General features: G+C 62.4%; 1 protein-coding gene and 2 pseudogenes. 2 read left to right on the forward strand and 1 reads right to left on the reverse strand.

Annotated elements, in window-relative coordinates; genetic code table 11:
• Positions 1 to 358: pseudogene (locus IBX53_RS15955) on the forward strand (hypothetical protein); the annotation flags it as partial.
• A 1-nt stretch (position 359) separates the two neighbouring features.
• Complete coding sequence (locus IBX53_RS15960) at positions 360 to 1,106, forward strand: HIRAN domain-containing protein (RefSeq protein WP_290911322.1); 747 nt, start codon at positions 360 to 362, stop codon at positions 1,104 to 1,106.
• Between the two features lie 78 nt (positions 1,107 to 1,184).
• Here IBX53_RS15960 and IBX53_RS15965 read toward each other — a convergent pair.
• Positions 1,185 to 1,916: pseudogene (locus IBX53_RS15965) on the reverse strand (hypothetical protein); the annotation flags it as partial.

The following is a 1,916-nucleotide window of genomic DNA, read 5'->3' on the forward strand; positions in this document are numbered from 1 at the left end:
CAATGGCACCAGTCTGGGCCATGAGTCGCTGCCGGAGAAGATGGAGCGCATGATGCGCGACCCGAACGAGCTCGAAGGTTACCTGCGAAGGGGCGAGCATCAGATGCGCTGGTCCAGAAGCGACAGCCGGCGTTTACACCTGATCGAAGGAGTCGCCGAGTACTGCCGGCACTTTCCCCGGATCCGGCCGATACTGATAGAACGGCTGCATGGATGGTGCGAAGATGACTTGAAGGACATGCTCTACCGCTTGACACGGTTTGACCTTCCGCATCCGCTTACAGTGCAACGTGCTGAATTTATTGCCTTCCTGACGCTGACAAGGAGAGCGCGCCTGCTCGGGGCGCTGGAGAACTGACATGACCCGCTTTATCGAACATCTGGTGGAACCACAGCGGCTGCTGCTCTTCTGGCAGGCCCGCGAGAGCAAGAAGCGCTCTCGCTATCGCGTGGGTCAGCTGGTGATGAAGGGCGGTCAGGTGGCGCTTCAATATGACCACGGCCCCGAGATGGCAGAGGCGAAGCAAATGGGCTTCGAAGGATATCCCGCCTTCCCGCTGAAGCAGGTGGAGCACAGCCACCAGGTGATGGAGGCCTTCAAGCGGCGATTGCCGCCACGGAGCCGAGGGGATTTCAGCCGTTATCTGGAGCTGCGTGCCCTCCCTGCCGATGCCGAGATCAGCGACTTCGCCCTGCTGGGTTACAGCGGTGCCAAGCTACCCAACGATGGTTTCGAGCTGGTGCACCCCTTCGATGATCCGCCTGAAGCCTTCGAGGTGCTGCTGGAAGTGGCAGGGTTCCGACATGAGGCCGAACTCGATGCCTCGGAGCTGAACAAGGGCGACTCAGTTCAGTTCGTGCCGGAGCCTGAAAATCCGGTTGATGCACAAGCCATCAGGATGGAGAGCGCCCTACGAAAGCTGGGTTATGTTCCACGGGGGCACCTGGACATGCTGCACCGTATGCTGGACCAGGGTGCTGCCCTCGATGGCGAAGTATTTCGCATCAACGGCAGCCTCGAGCGCCCCCTGGTCTATGTGCTGACCCGGATCCGGCTGGATGACCGACCGGCGATGCCGGCCAATGTGTTCCGGATACAGGCCTGAGCCTGATGCGCTGAGCGCCACCCACGTGCCTTAACACGGCCCCCGCCTCTTGGCTCTCATGAGCTTACGCGGGGGTTCTCATGTGCGCTCGTCATTGATTCGCCACACCTGTTTCAGGCGCTCCACGGTGTGGGACCACTTGGGCGTGGTCGGCTTGCAGACGGTGTTCTGGTTGCCGAACAGTCCCACCTCGCTGAAGGCCTCCTGGCGGCTGACGGTATGCAGCCAGCGCACCGGCACCAGGTACTCGGCCTCGTCGTCGTCCCTGGCCGGGTCGATCTGCGGGTAGCCTTCGGTCAGCGTCATCTCCGGGAGGGTTCTCGGCCCCTCCTGGGTGTCGAAGCGATACGCATCGGCACGGCAGCGCTCGCCGATCACCTCGCCGACGCCCACGTAGCCGGTCTTGGGGATATAGACCCACACCCGGTCACCCTCCGAGAGCATGGCCAGGGTCTTGGAGTACCAGGCCGCGCCTCCTCCGCAGATGAAACCGAGGCGGCGGGCATCCTCCCACGGGTAGTCGGGGCCGAAGGAGGCGTAGAACTCGCCGTTCCAGGGTTCCTTCTTCGCCTTGCGGGCAATGGGCTGGGTGGGCTCGTCCGGGTCGATCATCCAGGCGCGGCTGAGGTAGCGGTTGCCGCCATCCTCGAAGGCGGCGAAGAACATGGCGTTGATCGACAGCTGGGCGTGCTCGTTCAGATAGGTGATGATTCGCTCGCTGCTGGCATCGAGCCGGGTGGCGACCACCACCATCTGATGGCTCTCGTTGAGTGTCACACTATCCAGTGGAATGCCGAACTTGGCCTGGAA

Origin of the sequence: Halomonas sp. (assembly GCF_014859505.1) — a bacterium.
Classification (GTDB): Bacteria; Pseudomonadota; Gammaproteobacteria; order Pseudomonadales; family Halomonadaceae; genus Halomonas.

Coding starts and splice junctions, on each gene's coding strand:
- IBX53_RS15960 (WP_290911322.1), top strand. CDS start 360: ATGACCCGCTTTATCGAACATCTGGTGGAACCACAGCGGCTGCTGCTC.